This is a genomic window from Panacagrimonas sp. (genome assembly GCF_965216805.1).
Lineage (GTDB): Bacteria > Pseudomonadota > Gammaproteobacteria > Nevskiales > Nevskiaceae > Panacagrimonas.
In genome coordinates this window covers 670356-688565 of sequence record NZ_CBDCGN010000003.1, presented here as the reverse complement: position 1 = coordinate 688565, position 18210 = coordinate 670356, and the positions used below count along the sequence as shown (strand labels likewise).

15 protein-coding genes are annotated in these 18210 nt (G+C 66.9%); 9 read left to right on the top strand and 6 right to left on the bottom strand.

Annotated features, from left to right (window positions below):
- Positions 1–2: 2 nt before the first annotated feature.
- The 6 genes from ACOOHP_RS16240 to ACOOHP_RS16215 form a co-directional block, all read right to left on the bottom strand.
- On the bottom strand, positions 3–2036 hold the full coding sequence (locus tag ACOOHP_RS16240; protein ID WP_420467528.1) for a hypothetical protein: 2034 nt from the start codon (positions 2034–2036) through the stop codon (positions 3–5).
- Positions 2023–3984 (bottom strand): heme-binding protein, encoded by a 1962-nt coding sequence (locus ACOOHP_RS16235; protein ID WP_420467527.1) that lies wholly within the window; start codon positions 3982–3984, stop codon positions 2023–2025. The genes ACOOHP_RS16240 and ACOOHP_RS16235 overlap by 14 nt, the downstream gene beginning before the upstream one ends.
- Before the next feature lie 37 nt (positions 3985–4021).
- The gene (locus ACOOHP_RS16230; RefSeq protein ID WP_420467526.1) at positions 4022–5662 is read right to left on the bottom strand and encodes a hypothetical protein; all 1641 of its coding nucleotides are present in this window, start codon (positions 5660–5662) and stop codon (positions 4022–4024) included.
- A 3-nt stretch (positions 5663–5665) separates the two neighbouring features.
- Complete coding sequence (locus ACOOHP_RS16225; protein ID WP_420467525.1) at positions 5666–6661, bottom strand: hypothetical protein; 996 nt, start codon at positions 6659–6661, stop codon at positions 5666–5668.
- Positions 6648–9059 carry an NAD(P)-binding domain-containing protein gene (locus tag ACOOHP_RS16220; RefSeq protein WP_420467524.1) on the bottom strand — a complete coding sequence of 804 codons (2412 nt, stop codon included), beginning with the start codon at positions 9057–9059 and terminating at the stop codon, positions 6648–6650. The genes ACOOHP_RS16225 and ACOOHP_RS16220 overlap by 14 nt, the downstream gene beginning before the upstream one ends.
- Before the next feature lie 211 nt (positions 9060–9270).
- The gene (locus ACOOHP_RS16215; protein ID WP_420467523.1) at positions 9271–9549 is read right to left on the bottom strand and encodes a cupin domain-containing protein; all 279 of its coding nucleotides are present in this window, start codon (positions 9547–9549) and stop codon (positions 9271–9273) included.
- Positions 9550–9725: 176 nt separating this feature from the next.
- Between ACOOHP_RS16215 and ACOOHP_RS16210 the strand changes: the two genes are divergently transcribed.
- The 9 genes from ACOOHP_RS16210 (at position 9726) to imuA (ending at position 18201) form a co-directional block, all read left to right on the top strand.
- Positions 9726–11330 (top strand): acyl-CoA synthetase, encoded by a 1605-nt coding sequence (locus ACOOHP_RS16210; protein WP_420467522.1) that lies wholly within the window; start codon positions 9726–9728, stop codon positions 11328–11330.
- A 173-nt stretch (positions 11331–11503) separates the two neighbouring features.
- Complete coding sequence (katG, locus tag ACOOHP_RS16205) at positions 11504–13699, top strand: catalase/peroxidase HPI (protein WP_420467521.1); 2196 nt, start codon at positions 11504–11506, stop codon at positions 13697–13699.
- A gap of 457 nt (positions 13700–14156) precedes the next feature.
- The gene (locus ACOOHP_RS16200; RefSeq protein WP_420467520.1) at positions 14157–14771 is read left to right on the top strand and encodes a cytochrome c oxidase subunit 3; all 615 of its coding nucleotides are present in this window, start codon (positions 14157–14159) and stop codon (positions 14769–14771) included.
- Positions 14768–15127: a cytochrome C oxidase subunit IV family protein gene (locus tag ACOOHP_RS16195; protein WP_420467519.1), complete on the top strand. Its 360-nt coding sequence runs from the start codon at positions 14768–14770 to the stop codon at positions 15125–15127. The genes ACOOHP_RS16200 and ACOOHP_RS16195 overlap by 4 nt, the downstream gene beginning before the upstream one ends.
- Positions 15124–15816 carry a hypothetical protein gene (locus tag ACOOHP_RS16190; RefSeq protein WP_420467518.1) on the top strand — a complete coding sequence of 231 codons (693 nt, stop codon included), beginning with the start codon at positions 15124–15126 and terminating at the stop codon, positions 15814–15816. Before ACOOHP_RS16195 ends, ACOOHP_RS16190 begins: the two co-directional genes overlap by 4 nt.
- 58 nt (positions 15817–15874) lie before the next feature.
- Complete coding sequence (gene lexA / locus ACOOHP_RS16185; RefSeq protein WP_420467517.1) at positions 15875–16489, top strand: transcriptional repressor LexA; 615 nt, start codon at positions 15875–15877, stop codon at positions 16487–16489.
- A gap of 25 nt (positions 16490–16514) precedes the next feature.
- Positions 16515–16961, top strand: coding sequence for a hypothetical protein (locus ACOOHP_RS16180; RefSeq protein ID WP_420467516.1), 447 nt, complete (start codon positions 16515–16517; stop codon positions 16959–16961).
- A 248-nt stretch (positions 16962–17209) separates the two neighbouring features.
- Positions 17210–17614, top strand: a complete 405-nt coding sequence (locus ACOOHP_RS16175) for a VOC family protein (protein ID WP_420467515.1) — start codon at positions 17210–17212, stop codon at positions 17612–17614.
- Positions 17587–18201, top strand: a complete 615-nt coding sequence (gene imuA / locus ACOOHP_RS16170) for a translesion DNA synthesis-associated protein ImuA (RefSeq protein WP_420467514.1) — start codon at positions 17587–17589, stop codon at positions 18199–18201. Before ACOOHP_RS16175 ends, imuA begins: the two co-directional genes overlap by 28 nt.
- Positions 18202–18210: the final 9 nt, after the last annotated feature.

Here is an 18210-nt window from a genome sequence, read left to right as displayed (position 1 = left end):
GGTCAGTAGCTCAGGATCAGGTTGAGCAGAAACGAATAGCCGGTCTCGTCGCCGTATAGCTGCTCGTAGGCTTTGCCCGGCAGCAACGCGGCGCCGGAGGCGCGCACCACCACGTTCTGAGTCGCAAACGGTCGCCAGATCGCCGCCACCGACAGATCCACCCCGATGTCGCGGTCGATGCCGCCCTGATTGCGGTACACCTCGACGATTTCGGAATCGGCAAACCACAGCTGGTTGGCATTCAGCGACACCCGTAGCTGCGCCATCAGGTCCAGATCTAGGCCGACACCGGCCAGCACGGTGCCGGGATTGGCGAAGTTGGACTGGCCCTCGAGCAGCGAGGAGCGCAGCGAGTTGAGCTGGCCGTTGCGGCCGGAGATGCCGACGATGCCGCCACCGATCAGCGGCACGCTCTGGCGGGTCCAGTAGTTGGTGTCGGACCCGCCGGCGAACAGCGGGTTTTCCAGCACCGCATCGAAGCCGGTTTCGACGTCGTCGAAAGGATCGTCGTCGCCGCTGGCGTAGAGCAGCGACACGCGCACGCGTCGCCAGTCGAAGTCGACGCCGCCCTCGGCGGCCAGGAAGAACGCCCGCACATCCACCGGCCCCGGGAACAGCACGCCCTGGTCCTGGTCGCCGAAGGCGAAGTAGGCCGAGCTGGTCAGATTGAAGCGGCCGAAATGACCGTCGCCGTTGAAGCCCACATAGGTGATGTCGTAGTTGCGGAAGGTCTCGCGGCCCAGCGAGGCAGGGCGTTCGATGAAGCCGTTGGTGTTGAAGTGGCTGCCCTCGTCGCCTTCGCGATTGCGGTTGTGCAGCACCACCAGTTGCGAGGTGTGGCCCAGTACCGGGAAGTCCTGCCGGTACAGATTGGCGACGAAGATGTCGTCCTTGCGCAGCGGCTGGCCGAGGTCGTTGAGCAGGGAGTTGGTGTCCTTCTCGACACGGCGGAACCACGCCAGGTTGTACTGCCAGCGGTTGTTGTCGCGGGTGCCGAACAGGCGCACGCCGAGCTGCAGGTCCTGGAACAGGAAACCGCGAAAGTCCGCAGTGAAGGGCTGGATGCCGGCGCGGATGCTGTCGAAGTCGTAACGATCCGACACGTTGCGGATGTGGTAGTCGACAAACAGCTCCTGCACCGCGAAGTGATCGTCTTCGCGATCAGTGCCTTTGCGCGGATCGATGCGCAGGGCGCGAATCTGTTCGACCTCCACCCGGTTGAACTGGAAGGCCGGTGTGAAATGGAACTCCCAGTCGGGCGGACGGAAGGTGGTATCGCCCTTGAGATAGATCAGCGGCACGATCAGCGATTGCGCGAACACCACCTGTTCGCCTTCGCCGATGACGTTGAGCTGGCCACTGCGGTCCTCGACCTGCGCGCCTACCGGTGTCGGTACCCGGCGCGGTTCGACCACGGTGTCCGAGATCGCGCCCAGGCTGAAGAACCAGTCGTCGTACAGCGGCCGATCGGCCTTGAGCGTGTTCTGGTTGTAGGGATCGTAGAGCGGAAAGTCGGTCAGTCCGAGCTGGCGCGTGAGCTGCCAGCGGTCGGCGACCAGGGTCTTGCGGTACTCGGCGTCGGGCGCCGGCTTGACCACCGCCTGCAGGCCGGACCGGCGGTTGTGATTGAAAGGCTTGCGCGGGCCGGTCAGCGGCGAGCCGGGATCGGGGCGCTCGCCGTCCGCGGTGACCGCGCCGGCCGCGGGCTGGCCGGGCCGGCGCCGCAGCGACGGATCGGCGGGCACGGCCTCGGGGGTCGGGACCGCAGGCTTGATGGCTTCGCCTTCGCTGACTTCGCCAGGACGGCGCCGCACCGGCACGGCTGCCGCCGGTGGCGCTTTGGATGGCGACGCCGCGCCGGCTTCAGGCTCGACGGCAGACCCGGGCGTTGCCGACGGCGGCCGCTCGGCATCGGCCGGCACCTCGGTATCGCGCTCCGCCTGCGCCCCGGGACGGCGACGATCCTGCGCATTGACCGGCAATGTCGCCAGCGCAGCGATCAACACCATCAGCAGGGGCAGGCTATTTGTTCGCACAGACGTCCTGCTCGTCGGAATCCAGGAACGGCGCCTGCGGGCACTGGATGTAACGCGGTCGCACGCCGTCGATCAGCAGTTGGTCGGCACGCCGCGCGGGCGGCGCGTTGCCGATGCTGCCGCCCAGCGCCAGCCCGGCCTCGTGCAGGCCGAGGAAGGCCACCATGTCGTCCTGCTCGATGCCGTCACCGGAAACACCGACGGCACCGACCAGGTCCTGCCCCCGATAGATCGGCACGCTGCCCGGAAAGATCTGGATACCGTTGTTCACCAGCGGCGGCAGGCCCGGCGTCGGCGCCAGGCCATTGTTCAGCGGCGTCACGCCAGCGCAGACCCGATCGACGTCGGTCGGCACCAGGCCGGCGACGAAGGCCACGTGGCGGACCACGGCGTTGTAGCCCAGATCCAGTTGCAGACCGGTGGAGAACGGGCTCCACTGCCCGGCCGGCTTGGAGAACGGCCCATGGCGCGACCCGGCCACACCGTCGGGAAAGAACGGTCGCGAAAGATTGCCGACGCTGCGATTGGCAAAGGCGATGGCGCCGTCGTCCAGCGCGGTCGGAATGCCGAGAAACTGGCGCGTGTCGGTCACGTAGTCGGCGAAGTCGACACGTCGCAGTTCGGCGGGGGTGGCGCTGTCCGGCACCAGGTACGCGGCCGGCGGCAGCGCGGCCAGCGTCGCGGCGATGCCGGGCAGCGAGAACGCCAGCGCAGTGCGTGCCTTCTGCAGAGACACGTCGGTGCCGAAGACCGGCGCATCACGCGTGCGCGCAATGCCCAGGATGCCGCCGTCCAGGCCCACCACCGACACCGTGGCGCGCATGGAACTGCCGGTCGGCCTGCGGATCTGTGCGCGGGCGCGGTTGGCGACGTCCAGTGCCGACAGCATCACCTGACGAACTTCCGCCTGGCTCAGCAGCGAACCCGCCACGGGGGCAAAGCGGTTGTTGCCGGCGGCATCGACCAGCACTACCGCGTCGCGTTCGGCAAATCCTGCAGCGGTGGCCGGCACGTATCCCGATTCGACCTGCCCGAACGCGGTACCGGCCACCAGCACCGGGCTGGCCTCGGTGTAACCGCGCACCGCCAGCAGTGCGCCACCGGAGAGGCTGGCAAACGCCGGCGCCTGCCGCGGATCGGCAGCCAGATCGGCGAAATCCACGTCGCTGAAACGCACTGTCTTGCCGTCGACGGTAATGCGGTCGGCACGGCGATCCAGCGGCGCAGCGAATCCGAAACTGCCGGCCACGGCCAGCAGCTCGTCCGGCGCGCGGTCGAAGTCGAGCAGGGAAGGATCGAGCGTGTACAGCCCATCGGATTCGACGCCGATGCCGCCTACCACGGTGCCGTTCTTGTACAGCGGCAATCCGCCCGGATCGGCCGACAGGCCCAGCGGCGAACGATGCGGCCCCGGTCCGGGACCGGCGCCGGCCACGAATCGCGTCGACAGGTCCGAGCACGGCAGTTGCGAGAACTGCACGCCGAACAGGGGACCGCCGGGTTGGTTGCCCTCGCCCGGATTGAAGTTGGCCTGCACGATCTGGCTGGCCGTGCGCGTGGTGAAGGCGTTGCCTTCCGACGACAGGTAGGCGCCGGTGACCGCCTTGGCGATAGCCGACAACTCCGCCGGCACCAGCGAGATGCCTTCGAGGCCACCGTCGATCGGCCCCGAACCGGCCGGCGAGCCGACGCGCACCGCGGCGGGCGCGCCGTTCATGCGGTACACCGCCAGCACATTACCGACGCGATCGGTCACCGCGATGGTGGCGGCCACGCCCTGCGCGTCGGCCTCCGCAACGGCCTGCGCCACGACCAGACCGACATCGTTGGTCGACAGGCGGGTGGGCACATCCAGGCAGAAACCGCTGCAGGGGGTACCACCGATTCCGGTGCCGTCCGCGCCGCGCTCGTCACCACCACAGGCGGTCAGCAACAAAGCCGCTGCCACCGCGGCCCAGGGGTCAGCGAGTCGCGTGTGCCTGCCTCTACGGTCGGCCCCCCATTTCATCGGCAAGCACCCCCGTGAACTTGCCCGCGTGCGACCGCATCGCCTGATGAAACCGGTGACAGTCCGCACAGCGCGTCTCGAACCTGTCCAGCGAATCTACTGCGGCGTGACAGGCCCGGCAAGTTTCGATCTGCGGCAGCATCAGATCGTTGGAATCCTGCGAGTTGCCTGCGGCATGACAGGCCTCGCACCTCATCGCCTGATGCGGCTCGTGGGTGAATCGTGCGTGCACCATCCACGACTGGCGCAGGTCCGGTGCGTCCACGTCCAGCGGCCGGCCAGGCTGCTGGCGCACGTCGTGGCACTTGGCGCAGACGCGCCGGTCGAACACCTCGTCGATGGAATCCAGCGCAGTGACCTCGTCGCCGCGGTCCGCGGACTCGCCGGGACGCTGCCGAACCGTTGCCGGCGCCGCCGGTTTGCGCGAATCGGGATCGACCTCGGCGCGCAGCCGCGCCTCGTTCAACAAGGTTCGAACCGCCGCGCCATCGGCATGCGGCAGACGCAGGGACTCCCCCGCGAAGTCCACTTCGAGCTGGTGGCAGCGCTGGCAATCGTTTTCGAAGCGCAGCGCGACGAAGCCGAACGAGGCGCGATCCGCCGAATGACAACTGGCACAAATCAGCACCTCGGCTCCATCCGGGCCGCGAATCCCGCGCGCGTCCAGGTGCAGATCGTGCGGGAAGATCAGGCCGCTGGCGTCCCGGGTCTGCGCATTCAGCGGCTGACGCTGGCGGCCAATACCGCTGTCGTCGCGCACGCCCACCTGCACCCTGAACGGCGGATGCGAACGGTCGAAATCCTCGATGGCATGCGCGACATCCAGCGACGCAAAATCTTCCGGGCTGCCGTGACAGTCCACGCACAGTCCATCGTGCCGGTTGAGCACCACGTCCGCCCCGCCGTGCTCGAAGTGGCAGCTGGCGCAGCTTCGCGACTGCAGCTCGGCCTGGCGCAGCGCGGCGGGATCGTCGATGTGGGCTGCAACCTCGGCGTGACAGTCCAGACACTGCTCGTCGCGTACCGGCTCGAACAGCCGAACGTGGCAGACCCGGCAATCGTGGCCGAAACCGAGATGGGCGTTGCTGACACGACCCGAAGACCACAGGTGGTCGGTCGGCAGCCACGACGCCAGCGCCGCCGGATGAGGCACGTAGCGCATCGCCAGCGGCATGGCCAGACCCATCAGCAGTACCGCGGCGAGCAGGCCATAGGCCCAACGCCGCGGCCGCCAACCGGTCTGCGCCAAGGTCGTGGCGGCTCGCTCGGAATCGGGTGTGCCGGCCGCATCCTGCTCCAGGACTTCCAGCACCACCGGCCCCTGCGCGCCCAGCACACCCACGCGCAGGCTGTGCAGGCCGACGTCGATCTGGTCGCCCGCCACCAGGTCCGCGGTGCGTTGTCCGGGCCGCCCGTTGAGCCAGAAATCCGCGCTCGAAACACTTTCGGCACGCAACGACATCGGCGACAGCGGCGTCAACCGCAGATGGTGCAGTGCCACCCGCAGGCCGGGCAGTTCGACGGTATTGTCGGTCGCACGCCCCACCGAGACGATCCCCTCGACGGCTTGATCGAGGGCGGCGCCCGTGGAGGACCGGCGGCGGATGACGACGCTCATGACCTACCAGTACAGGAACACGGCCAGCACATGGACCAGCAAGGCCGCCAGCAGGGCCACGGTCAGCGGAATGTGCACGTACAGCCATACATTCATCCGTGCGCGCCGGGTGATGTCGCGATTGATGCGGTCGCGCAAGGCGTTGCGCCGGCCCAGCGTCTGCAACAGTTTCTGGATGTCCTCGCCCCGGTCAGCTGTACGGCCGGCGAAGATGCGCCGCGCCATGAACATCATCGTGGGGCTGCTGGTGGTGGTGCAGCTCTGCGCCGTGCCAGCCGTAGTGAGCAGGCTCAACGTCGGATTCGCGGGGGCGTCGGCCGTCCGCCCCGGACTGAGCAGGCGCTCCAGCATGCCCTGTTCGCCGGGCTTGGGATAACGACCGCTGAGCTGCTGCCATGCGCTGCCGCCGATGCGGGATCGGGACACCGAGCGCGTCACGATCGCGTGAGTCTCGGGGTCGATGCGATCGGCCAGGGCCAGCAGGGTTTCGTTGAGATCGTCGAACTGTTCGACCATTTCGCGGAACTCCATCTGGTTGCGGCCGGTGGTGATCCCGGACGGCAGCACGGCGTAGGCGATCACGCCGTAGACGCCGCTGACGATCACCAGCACCATCAACAGCCAGGCCAGGGAGTGTACGTTCCAGCCGAGCTGGAATGCGGCGTGCAAGGTGCCGATCACCAGCAGCGACAGTCCCAGATACACATGCGCCGAGACCCAGGCGACCAGCGCGCCGCGGCCGGTCTGGAACTGGCGCTTGCGCACGCCCAGCCAGGCCAGCCAGGCGATCAGCGCGACGCCCAGGATGCCCAGGCTGTAGCCGAGCCAGGTGCTGCCGCTCCTGCCTTCGATCGGGTCGTGCCACGCGTAAAGCAGCGCACTGGCAACGCACAGCCCCAGCGCGATCCACAGGAAGCGACCGCCGCGGTAGGCCAGGAACGAGGTGTGTGCCTGCGCGGCCTCCGGACGATCGGCGGGGTGGCGCCTAGCGTCCGCCACGGGCCAGCACCTTGAAGAACGCCTCGGGTCCGACGCGGATGGCGGCGCCGGTCGGGCAGGCCTGCACGCAGGCCGGGCCGGACGGCCGGTCCTTGCACATGTCGCACTTCACCGCCTTCTTCGCCGCACCCTTGGGGTAGTCGTGCACCTCGTCGCCAGGGGCCATGCCCTTGCCCAGCAGCAGCCAGCGCCACAGGCTGGGCTGGTCCTCGGTTTTCACCCCCATCTGGATCACGCCGTAGGGGCAGTTGCGCTCGCAGTTGCCGCAGCCGATGCAGGTCGGTTCGATATACACCTCGCCGTTCGGAGCGCGGCGGATGGCATCGGGCGGACAGTCCTTCATGCAGTGCGGGTGCTCGCAATGCCGGCACGAGGTGGGCACGTGCAGGTTGTCGAAGGTGGCGCCGGCCTCGCGGTCCAGCCGCGACACATTGCCGTGGGTGGCGGCGCAGGCCTTTTCGCACTGGTCGCAGCGCACGCACAGGCTCTCGTCGATCAGCAGCGCATCGGTGGCCTCGCCGAAACCCTGCTGCAGCAGAAAATCGATGCGCTCGCCGCGCTCGGGATCGCTCTCCAGACGCATGCGCTGCTGCATTTGCTGCTGGAACCTTGCGCGTACGGCCGCCTGCGTCTTGGGATGCCGCGACAGCACGTCGAGAAAGGTTTGCGCCGAAATGCAGATGGTCTCGGTCTTGATCGCCGCCTTGGCCGACTGGCTGCGGGCGGTACCGAGAATCACGTCGACCTCGCCGAAATACTGTCCGGCCGCCAGATACTGCAGCACCACGTCCCGGCTTCCCGAACGCGCGGACAGGGCAACCGAACCGGAACGGATCAGGTGCACGGTATCTGCCGCCTGTCCATGCGCGTAGATGTCTTCGCCAGCCTTGAACTGGCACAGCACCGCAGATTCGATGACCGGCGTGAACTGATCGTCGTCCTCGCCCTGCAGCAGGAAGCGGTCGAGCGCGCGCGTAGCGAACACGCGATCGACGTGGGCCCGTACCGCTTCGTTGGCCGCCAGCAGCTTGAGCATGGTGCGGCGCGGCACCTCCAGCAGCACGCAGCGCTTGCCGGCGGTCACACCGGCCGTTCTCGGCCGTCCCGAGATCACCGCCAGTTCGCCGAAGATCTCGCCGGCCTTGAGTTCGCGCTGCTTGCCCGGCGACTGGGTGCCGAGTTGCACGAACACGTTGCCGGCCATGATCACGTAGACCGCAGTCCCGTAATCGCCCGCCTCATAAATCTTCGAGTCGGGCTTGGGCTCCGAGAAGCGGCTTTCCAGCAGCAGCTCGCGCAACTGCAGCCGGTTCATGGCACCGAAGATCGGCGAGCGGTCGGCCAGGATGTCGAGGAACAGGGTGACATCGGGAAAGGCCGAGAACACCTTGAGCTTGCGCCGCAACAGCGGCTCGTCGGCCGGCTCCACCGGCCGCCGGCCGATGAACTCCACCACCTCGTAGCCCTGGTTCATCGCCTGCTTGATCAGCGGATAGCCGGCCAGCGCGCCGACCAGGTACAGCCCGGAGACGTTGGACTCGTACCGCGGCGAGACCTGCGGTACGGCGGCGGGGTCGGCGTTGGGAAACTTCACCCCGCAGGCTTCGACGAAGCTGCGCTGCGGCGTCGCGCCGAGCCGCGCGATGATGCGGTCGCAGCGTAGATCGACCACGCCGTCGCGTGAGTTGAGCCGCAGCACCATGCGGCGGTTGGCGCCGCTGGCGGCAGCGGTAATCGCCTCCGGCGCGCTGTGGTAGTGGCACTGAACCTTGCCGCGCTCGATGGCCTGCAGAATGAGCTGGTTGTTGCCGTCCTTGGCGCGGGAGAACTCGCCCTTGCGATTGACGATGTGCACGGTGTTGTGACGGGCCAGCGCCACCGCGTTTTCGATGGCGGCGTCACCCGCGCCGACCACCACGATCACCTCGCCGCGATATTCGTCCGGATCGTCGAGCTGGTACTGGACGTGCGGCAGCTCCTCGCCGGGGACATCCATCTTGCGCGGGTTGCCCTGCACCCCGATCGCCAGCACCACGTGGCGGGCCTGGCAGTTCGAGCCGTCGGTCAGGGTCAGGTCGAAACCCGAGGCGCTCTTGCGGATCGCCGAGACCTCGGTGCGAAAGCGCACGTTGACCTTGTGCTGGGCGACATCCTGGGTCCAGCGCGCCAGCAGTTGTTCGCGGGCACCGGCCTCGAACCCGGCCGATGCGCGCAGCGGCAGCACCGCGGGCTCCGCCATCACGTGCTTGCCCTTCTGATAGCGGAAGATCGTGTTCGACAGATGCGGCTGGGCTTCAAACAGAATGTGCGAGTCGCCCATTTCCGCCGCGCGGCACGCGGCAGACAATCCTCCTGGGCCCGACCCGACGATGGCGATGTCGTAAATGCGAAACCCCAAGTTTCACGGCTGATCCCTGGGGCTAGCTTACTGGCCTCGGGTGCGAACTGCCCATCGCAGCCCGGCCAATGGTGGCGTCGGACCCGTCATCACGAATTTCCGGCCGCTGGCGTCGACACATCCGGCATCCGACGGGGCGACACTCGACCCTGCAGGACGCCGCAAGCGGGTTGCGGAAGCGGTGAAACGCCGGCCGCCGCGACGCACTCGATCAGTCCTCCAGCGTCCGGCTCCCGTACAGATAGCGGCAGCCGTCCGGCCCCACCTCTTCGCGATGCGTCTGTCCGCAATGCATCACGAACACATCGCCCGGACCGCACCGCTGCACTTCGCCATCGCCGGTGATCGCCATGTAGCCCTGCACCACCAGGCCGCGCACTTCGAACGGGTGCGTGTGATCGGGATTGACCCGACCGGGTGCGTATTCGCCCGCGATGGCGTCGCCGAAACCATCGCGGCTCAGCTCGGTCTGGAATTGCTGTCGGTCCATCGGCACGCCTCCTTGCCTCTCCGAGCCTGGAAGGATAGACCAATGACCCATGACGTTGACCTTGGCAGCGAACGCAGAACCGGTTCGACTACCCTCGACGAGTGGCGCAGGTACTGGCGCACCCGCATGATCCCGAAGAACGCCATTCGAACATTCCATTGGAGGACCCCACCGCCATGAACGCTTCTGAAAGCTCGTTGCAAACCCTGATCCCCGCTGCCCGCGGCCACCGCCTCGGCGACCTGCTGCGGCGCTCGGCTGCACGCACTCCGAACAAGACGGCGCTGGTCTACCAGGATCTGCGCCAGAGCTTCGCGCAACTCGACGACACCGTGAACCGCACGGCTAATGCCCTGGCCGCACGCGGAGTAAAGAAGGGCGACCACGTGGCGCTGCTGTCGCACAACAACCACGGTTTCGTGGTGATCCGTTTTGCGCTGGCCAAGCTGGGTGCGGTGACGGTACCGATCAACTTCATGCTCAACGCCAGCGAGATTGTGTTCATTCTCGACAACGGCGAGGCCTGCGGCATGGTGGTGGAAGACGCACTGGCCCGTGTCGCCGACGCGGCCATCGCCGAATCCGGGGTCAGTCTCAAGCTGCGCGGCGCCATCCGCGAAAAGCAGGACAGCACCCCGGCCGGCTGGGAATGCGTGCAGGACTGGATGCAGCACCCCGACGCCGCCGAGCCCGACATCCTGATCGCCGACGACGATCCGGTGCAGATGCTCTACACCAGCGGCACCGAGTCGCGGCCCAAGGGCGCGCTGCTGTCGGCGCGCTGCCTGTACACGCAGTACGCCAGCCTGATCGCCGACGGCGAGATGACCGGCGACGACATCGAGGTGCACTCGCTACCGCTGTACCACTGCGCGCAGCTCGACTGTTTCCTGACGCCGGACCTATATCTGGGCGCGACCAGCATCGTGCTGCCCGGCCCGGATGCCGCCACCCTGCTCAGGACCATCGCGGCAGAGAAGTGCACCAAGCTGTTCTGCCCGCCCACGGTGTGGATCGCGCTGCTGCGTCACCCCGACTTCGACAAGACCGATCTGTCCAGCCTGAAGAAGGGCTACTACGGCGCCTCGATCATGCCGGTGGAGATCGTCAAGGAAATCCACGCGCGCATTCCCGGCATCCGCCTGTTCAACTTCTACGGCCAGACCGAACTGTCGCCCCTGGCCACCGTGCTCAAGCCGGCCGATCAGCTACGCAAGCTCGGCTCCGCCGGCCGGCCCGCGCTCAACGTCGAGACCCGCGTGGTGGACGACGACGACCGCCCGGTGCCGGTGGGCACGGTGGGCGAGATCGTGCATCGCAGCCCGCACATCACGCTCGGCTACTGGAAGAACCCTTCGAAGACCGCCGAGGCCTTCCGCAACGGCTGGTTCCACTCCGGCGATCTGGGCGTGATGGACGAAGAGGGGTATCTGTCGGTGGTCGATCGCAAGAAAGACATGATCAAGTCCGGCGGCGAGAACGTGGCCAGTCGCGAGGTCGAGGAGATCATCTTCCAGCATCCGGCGGTGTCCGAAGTCGCCGTGTTCGGCGTGTCGCATCCCAAGTGGATCGAGGCGGTGATGGCGGTAGTGGTGCCGCGCCCGGGGCAGGCCATCACGGCCGAGGAACTGCTCAAGTTCTGTCGCGAACGCATGGCCGGCTACAAGGCGCCCAAGCTCGCCGAGGTGGTCGACGCCCTGCCCAAGAACGCCAGCGGCAAGATCCTCAAGCGCGATCTGCGCGATCGCTTCGCCGACCGCGGCAAGGCGCTCGGCGGCTGACCTTGCCGGACGCAGCAACGTCGGTGCCGCGGGCATCTGCGGCGCCGTACGGCCTTCACATTGCACGGTCACTATTGGCCCTATTGGGAAAGATTATTTGATCGAGCGCGCCCCACCCTCCAGACTCGATCCCGATTCGCGTCAGCCATTTCAAACAGCTAAAGGAGAGAGTCATGTCAAACGACGCACAGTGCCCATTCGCGGGCGGTAGCGGCAAGAACGCGGTTGCGGGATCCAACCGCAACGCGAACTGGTGGCCCAATCAGCTCAACCTCAAGATCCTGAGCCAGCACTCGTCCAAGACCAATCCCATGGACGGCGGTTTCGATTACGCCGAGGCGTTCAAGACCCTGGACCTGGACGCCGTGATCAAGGACCTGCACGCGCTGATGACCGACTCGCAGGACTGGTGGCCCGCCGACTACGGCCATTACGGCCCCTTCTTCATCCGCATGGCCTGGCATGCCGCCGGCACCTATCGCATCGCCGATGGGCGTGGCGGCGCTGGCGCCGGCGCGCAGCGTTTCGCGCCCGAGAACAGCTGGCCGGACAACGGCAATCTTGACAAGGCCCGCCGTCTGCTGTGGCCGATCAAGCAGAAATACGGCAACAAGCTGTCCTGGGCCGACCTGTTCGTCCTCACCGGCAACGTCGCGCTGGAATCCATGGGCTTCAAGACCTTTGGCTTCGGCGGCGGTCGCGCCGACATCTGGGAACCGGAGGAGGACATCTACTGGGGTCCGGAAACCACCTGGCTCGGTGACGAGCGCTACAAGGGCGACCGCGAGCTGGACAATCCGCTCGCCGCCGTGCAGATGGGCCTGATCTATGTGAATCCCGAAGGCCCCAACGGCAATCCCGATCCGCTGGGCTCGGCGCGCGACATTCGCGAAACCTTTGCGCGCATGGCGATGGACGACGCCGAAACCGTGGCGCTCACCGCCGGTGGCCACACCTTCGGCAAGACCCATGGCGCCGGCGACACCGCCAACGTCGGGCGCGAGCCCGAGGCAGCCGACCTGGCCGAGCAGGGCTTCGGCTGGAAGAACGCCTTCGGGTCCGGCAAGGGCGAACATGCCATCACCAGCGGCCTGGAAGGCGCCTGGACGCCGACGCCCATCCAATGGGATATGAGCTACTTCGAGACCCTGTTCGGCTACGAGTGGGAGCTGACCAAGAGCCCTGCCGGCGCGCAGCAGTGGAAGCCCAAGGGCGATGCCGGCGCCGGCACCGTGCCGGATGCCCACAACCCCAACAAGCGCCACGCGCCGATGATGTCCACCGCCGACATGGCCATGCGCATGGACCCGGCCTACGAGAAAATCTCGCGTCGCTTCATGGCCAACCCGGAAGAGTTTGCCGACGCCTTCGCCCGCGCCTGGTTCAAGCTCACCCACCGCGACATGGGGCCGCGTTCCCGTTACCTGGGCAAGCTGGTGCCGGCTGAAGAACTGATCTGGCAGGACCCGGTCCCCACCGCAAACCATCCGCCGATCGACGACAAGGACATCGCCGCACTCAAGGCCAAGCTGCTGGCCAGCGGCCTGTCCACCGCCCAGCTGGTCAACACCGCCTGGGCCTCGGCATCCACCTATCGCGGCAGCGACAAGCGCGGCGGCGCCAATGGCGCGCGCCTCCGCCTGGCCCCGCAGAAGGACTGGGAGGTCAACCAGCCGGCAGAACTGGCCAGGATCCTGCAGAAGATCGAAGCCGTGCAGCAGGACTTCAACGGCGCAGCCGGTGGCGGCAAGCAGGTATCGCTGGCCGACCTGATCGTGCTCGGCGGTTGCGCTGCAGTCGAGGCCGCGGCCAAGCAGGCCGGGCACGATGTCAGCGTGCCCTTCTCGCCGGGTCGCACCGACGCCTCTCAAGCGCAGACCGATGCCGAGTCGTTCGCACCGCTCGAACCGCTTGCCGACGGCTTCCGCAACTACGCCCGCAAGGGCCTCGAAGGCATGGCCGCCGAACTGCTGGTGGACAAGGCGCAGCTGCTGGAACTGACCGCGCCCGAGATGACGGTGCTGGTGGGCGGCATGCGCGTGCTCGATGCCAACTCCGGCCAGGCCAAGCACGGCGTGTTCACCCGGCGGCCGGGTGCGCTCACCAACGACTTCTTCGTCAACCTGCTCGACATGAGCACCGCCTGGAAGCGTTCGGACGCGGACCCCAATGTCCTGGAAGGCAGCGACCGCAAGACCGGCGCGGTGAAGTGGACCGGCACCGTCGCCGACCTCGTGTTCGGCTCCAACTCGCAGCTGCGCGCACTGGCGGAGGTCTACGCCACCAGTGACGCCCAGGGCAAGTTCGTCAAGGACTTCGCCGCTGCATGGGGCAAGGTGATGAACCTGGATCGCTTCGATCTGCGCTAATCTGGAAAAGCCTCTGCCACGGATTGCATGGATGACACGGATTGAAAAACCAGCTCGTGTGGGCCCCTCGCATCACCGGACCGGTGAAGCGAGGATCCACAAGCTGCTGGTGGTTTTGAACCGCGCTTATCCGTGCAGTTCGTGGCTGACGGCGGCTTATTGAGTTCACGGAAGTTCGCGTAACCCTACGGGCATCTCCACGCGGCCCGGCCTGGTTCCGATCACGGTAACCCTGCCGCGCCGCGTTATTTTTCGAGGCCCGCGTCGTCGGCAAAGCTCCATGATTCAGTGACCCGCAGGAAACGCCGGTCGGCCCCGCTCTGACTCCCAGGCTGGACCGGTTCCCGCCGCCCGCGGGCGCTGCCGGCAGGGGAACGCCCGCGCTGACGTCGTGCCCGACCCACCGCATACTGCGGATGCGGTCGCTTTCGCCGCCCACTGCGTTCCACCCGAGTCCATGCCGGCTTCCTCCGCGTCGCCCACCGTGCGCGCACCTGCTCCCACATCAGCGAAGTATCCCGGCCATATCCCGGGCGAGGCCGGCATCTGGGTGCTGGTGCTGGGCGACATGACCGTATTCGGTTTGATGTTTGCGTGCTTCACCTGGTATCGCGCGCAAAGCCTGGAGCTGTATCTGCAATCGCAGGCCACCTTGGACCAGACCCTGGGCATGGCCAACACGCTGCTGCTGCTGACCAGCTCCTGGTTCGTGGCGTTGGCGATGGCCGCCATCCGCGCTGCTCGCCGGGTGCAGGCGGCACGGCTGCTGGCGCTGGCGTTTGCCTGCGGTGCCGGCTTCATCGGTCTGAAGGTGATCGAGTACGGCGCCAAGATCGGCGCCGGCATCACCCTGACCACCAACGAGTTCTACACCTTCTACTTCGTGCTCACCGGACTGCACATGCTGCACGTGCTGGTGGGCATGGGTGTGCTGGCGCTGCTGTGGCGGCGTGCCCGCGCGGCGGCAGCCACGGCCGACGAAGGCCTGTGGATGGAGGGCGGCGCCACTTTCTGGCACATGGTGGACCTGCTGTGGATCGTGATCTTCCCGCTGCTGTACCTGCTGCAATGAAGCTGTTGCGCACGCCGCTGACCTGGGTCTGGCTGCTGCTGGCGGCACTGACGCTGATCTCGTTCATGCTCGGCACCAGCCATCGCGCCCAGGCCGGCACATCGGTCAGCGCACCGGCGCTGTGGAGCGCGGTCGCGCTGGTGCTGATCTCGTTTGCCAAGGTGCGGATGATCATCTTCCACTTCATGGAAGTGCAGCACGCGCCATGGCCACTCAAGCGCGTGTGCGACGTCTGGATCGTGGTGGTGGCCGGCGCCATCGTGCTGACCTATCTCGGCGTCGGACAACCCGCGGCCAAGGCCGACGACACCGCTACGGCATCCACTTCCACACTCACCACCGGGGAATCTCGATGAGCACCAGAATGCAGACGCTGTGCGCGTGGTCCGGCCTGATGTTCGTCGCACTGCTGTTCGTGGGGGTCTGGTTCGTAGCCTGGTTCATACCGCCGCTCGCGCCCGCACTGGATGCCGATGCCGTCGCCGCGTTCTATGCCGCCTCGCCCACCTCCATCCGTATCGGTCTGGTAATCGGCATGATCGCCTCTGGCTTCTTCATCCCGTGGACCGCGGTGCTGTCGGTGCAGATGGCGCGCATGCAGGGCACCTCGCCGGTGCTGCCGGTGATCCAGGCCATCGGCGGTGGCGTGGTGGTGTGGATCGTGCTGCTGCCGGTGGTGTTCTGGCTCACCGCCTCGTTTCGCGTCGAGCGCAGTCCGGAACTGGTGCTGCTGCTCAACGACCTGGGCTGGATCGCCCTGGTGGCCACCTTTCCCGCACCGCTGATGCAGTTGTTCGCCATCGGCATCGCCACCCTGTCCGACCGCAGTCCGCAACCGGTCTTCCCGCGCTGGGCCGGCTACTTCAACCTGTGGATGGGCACGCTGTTCATCCCCGGCGCACTGATCGTGTTCTTCAAGTCCGGCCCCTTCGCCTGGAGCGGTCTGATCGGGTTCTGGGTGCCGCTCAGCGCCTTCGCGCTGTGGTTCGTGGTGATGACGCCGGTGCTGCTCAAGGCGATCCGGGAGCAGCAAGCGACGGAGTAGGCGCGCAGTGGGTCGGTACTTGAGAAACTGTATTTATATACAGTATCCTCATCCGACCATGCTCACCCCCCGCCAGACCGACATCCTCGCCTTCATCCGCATCTGCCTGGAGCAGCGCGGCGCGCCGCCCACCCGCGCGGACATCGTGCAGGAGTTCGGCTTCGCCTCGCCCACCGCGGCGGACGATCACCTCAAGGCGCTGGCCAGAAAGGGCGTGATCGAACTGGTTCCGGGGGCTGCGCGTGGCATTCGCCTGCTGGAGGCCGTGCCGCAGCAATACCAATTGCCGCTGATCGGCCGTGTGGCCGCCGGCAGCCCGCTGCTGGCCCTGGAGAACCTGGAACGCCAGGTTCCGGTGGATGCCGGGCTGTTCAAACCGCGCGCGGATTACCTGCTGCGCGTCACCGGCGAGTCGATGCGCGACATCGGCATCCGTAACGGCGATCTGCTCGCCGTGCATCGCCAGGCCACTGCACGCAACGGCCAGGTGGTAGTGGCGCGCCTCGACGACGAAGTCACGGTCAAGCGCTACCAGCGGCGTGGCGACGTGGTGCAGTTGCTGGCGGAAAACCCCGACTTCGCGCCCATCCGCGTGGACCTGTCGCGCCAGCCGCTGGCGATAGAGGGCCTGGCCGTGGGCTTGCTGCGCACGGATGGTTTCGGCCGGCTTTGAGTTCAGGACGCGATTGGAAATGCACATGAAACCCTGGTTCGCCTTGCCCGGCCTGCTGTTTCCGCTGCTGGTTCACGCCAGTACCAGCACGTTCATCTGCGATTACGCGCGCTACAGCAATCCCGAAAGCGCCCACCAGGCCGAAGAACATTTTTCCTTCACCTTCATCCTCGACGAAACCAGCAACGCCGCGTACGTGCTGGGCAGCCCAGGGCGCCACGAGGTGACCATGCGCGATGGCGTCAGGCATTTCACCTTTGTCGAGGTCACCGATGCCGGCGAAGTCATGCGCACCACGGTGGCCTCGCACGGGGGCTCCGCGCGCAGTCAGAGCATGGTGACCGGCAGCGACGCCATTGCATCTCACGCCGTGTTCAAGGGCAGCGCAAGCCCGGCGCACGTGAGCCAGACAGCCGCCCCCACTCTGCGCCTGGACGGTCGTTGCTCGGCCGTGGGCGGGATCGGGCGCTAGCCCGCATTTCTCACAGGTCGCCGGAGAATCCCTTGCCATCGCCAATCCGCACAACGTTCTTCGACTTCGATTCCGAAACAGACTGTAGAGAGATTCTCCGACTGGATCGGCGCTGGCCTGTCTGCGGCGCGCATCGCTTGGGACTCACTCACCCCATAGAACCACTATGGGGTTCGCTCCGTCCCGGCGCACTGCACGTCCTCGACATACGGCCATCGCTCGATCCCCCTGTGAGAAATGCGGGCTAGATGGAACCGCGCATCAGCTTTATCACGCTCGGCGTGAGCGACCTGCAACGCGCCACCGGTTTCTACGCGGACGTACTCAAGCTGCCGCGCATCCCCATGCCGGAAGACGCGGGCGTGAGTTTCTTCGAGATGGGCCGCACCTGGCTGTCGCTGTTTCCGCGCACAGAACTCGCAAGAGATGCCGGCGTGCCGGCCGAAGGCGCCGGCTTTGCCGGCTTCACCCTGGCGCACAACCTGGGCTCGATCGAAGCGGTCGACGCGCTGTTCGCCGAGCTGCGCAGCGCCGGCGTGACGATCGTGAAAGCCCCGCATTGCACCGATTGGGGTGGCTACTCCGGCTATTTCGCCGATCCCGACGAATTTCTCTGGGAAGTCGCATGGAATCCGCACTTCCCGCACATCTGAGCCTGCTCGGTCCGCAGCTGTGGCGCGGCCACCAACAAGCCGCCATCCGCGCCACGCCCACCGGCTTTGCCGCGCTCGATCGCGTGCTGCCCGGCGGCGGCTGGCCGCTCGGCGCGGTCAGCGAAATCCTGCATGCACAACCCGGTGTCGGCGAACTGAGTCTGGCCCTGCCGCTGTTGGCCGGCCTGACCCAGGCGGGCCGCAAGCTGGCCTTCGTCGCGCCGCCCTGCCTGCCTTACGCGCCGCGTCTGGCCGCTGCCGGCCTGAGCCTTGAACAGGTGCTGGTGGTGGACGCCGACGATACGCAGAACGCACTGTGGTCGGCCGAGCTGCTGCTGCGCGCCGGTGGCTGCGTGCTGCTATGGGCCGACAAGGTGGAAACCAGCGCCCTGCGCCGGCTGCAGCTCGCTGCCGAAAGCCAGGACGGCTGCGTGCTGCTGTATCGCTCCGATCGCCATGCCCGCGAATCCACGCCCAGCGCGCTGCGCCTGCGGGTGTGGCGCGAAGCCGATGGCACGCCCTGTGTGGACGTGCTCAAGTGCCGTGGGTACAAACCGGCGCCCGTGTGGTTGAGCGCCGCGGCATGAGCCGGCCGG

What these genes read in the sequence shown, in the direction of transcription:
- ACOOHP_RS16230 (WP_420467526.1), bottom strand. Translation starts at nt 5,662, where the DNA reads ATGAGCGTCGTCATCCGCCGCCGGTCCTCCACGGGCGCCGCCCTCGAT.
- ACOOHP_RS16215 (WP_420467523.1), bottom strand. Translation starts at nt 9,549, where the DNA reads ATGGACCGACAGCAATTCCAGACCGAGCTGAGCCGCGATGGTTTCGGC.
- ACOOHP_RS16210 (WP_420467522.1), top strand. Translation starts at nt 9,726, where the DNA reads ATGAACGCTTCTGAAAGCTCGTTGCAAACCCTGATCCCCGCTGCCCGC.
- katG (WP_420467521.1), top strand. Translation starts at nt 11,504, where the DNA reads ATGTCAAACGACGCACAGTGCCCATTCGCGGGCGGTAGCGGCAAGAAC.
- ACOOHP_RS16200 (WP_420467520.1), top strand. Translation starts at nt 14,157, where the DNA reads ATGCCGGCTTCCTCCGCGTCGCCCACCGTGCGCGCACCTGCTCCCACA.
- ACOOHP_RS16195 (WP_420467519.1), top strand. Translation starts at nt 14,768, where the DNA reads ATGAAGCTGTTGCGCACGCCGCTGACCTGGGTCTGGCTGCTGCTGGCG.
- ACOOHP_RS16190 (WP_420467518.1), top strand. Translation starts at nt 15,124, where the DNA reads ATGAGCACCAGAATGCAGACGCTGTGCGCGTGGTCCGGCCTGATGTTC.
- lexA (WP_420467517.1), top strand. Translation starts at nt 15,875, where the DNA reads ATGCTCACCCCCCGCCAGACCGACATCCTCGCCTTCATCCGCATCTGC.
- ACOOHP_RS16180 (WP_420467516.1), top strand. Translation starts at nt 16,515, where the DNA reads ATGAAACCCTGGTTCGCCTTGCCCGGCCTGCTGTTTCCGCTGCTGGTT.
- ACOOHP_RS16175 (WP_420467515.1), top strand. Translation starts at nt 17,210, where the DNA reads ATGGAACCGCGCATCAGCTTTATCACGCTCGGCGTGAGCGACCTGCAA.
- imuA (WP_420467514.1), top strand. Translation starts at nt 17,587, where the DNA reads ATGGAATCCGCACTTCCCGCACATCTGAGCCTGCTCGGTCCGCAGCTG.